Below are 531 nucleotides of genomic sequence, written 5' to 3'. Positions count from 1 at the left end.
GATCCGGGCCTCGAACGTGGTCGCGGACGCGCGTTCAGCGCTGGCTTCCGCCTCGCTGCCCATCGCGCTCCGACCTTCCCAGTCGGTCCAGTGCCAGGGTGGCGAGATAGAGACATTTCAGCACGGCCTGATCGGTAGAAAAGCGTCCACGGGCGCCGACGGCGCACCGGTACCGCACTGCGAACTGGTCACTGGCGGTAAGGCCGGCTCGTCTCAGTACCTGAAGTACGCAACCCCGGCGCAGTTCGCTGCGCACACCGTCGGTGTAGTCGCGAATGCCCATTGAACGTTCGGGTCGGTTCCGCGAGGATCCCAGGTGGCGATCGGCCCAGCGACCCCGGGCGGGAGAACCCCGAACGTTTCTGGAGGCCGCTGACCGGTGACGACGAACTTGGGGGACGGCGTCGACAACGCGTTGCGGTCGGTGACCACGCGGTAGAAGACCGTCGGATTCGAGTACCACGGCGGCTTTTGGGTTCCCGCGGCCTCGACGACCGGCATCCCGGCGTCGAATGCCGCGGTCAGCACCCC

1 protein-coding gene is annotated in these 531 nt (G+C 67.2%); it reads left to right on the top strand.

The window, feature by feature from the left end; all coding sequences use genetic code 11:
* A partial coding sequence (locus AC1DYG_RS19140; RefSeq protein ID WP_477641445.1) for a hypothetical protein occupies window positions 1-286 on the top strand: 286 nt, incomplete at its 5' end.
* Window positions 287-531 lie beyond the last annotated feature (245 nt).

This window comes from Pedococcus sp. P1_H8 (assembly GCF_056405175.1).
This window is presented reverse-complemented; position numbering and strand designations above follow the sequence as displayed.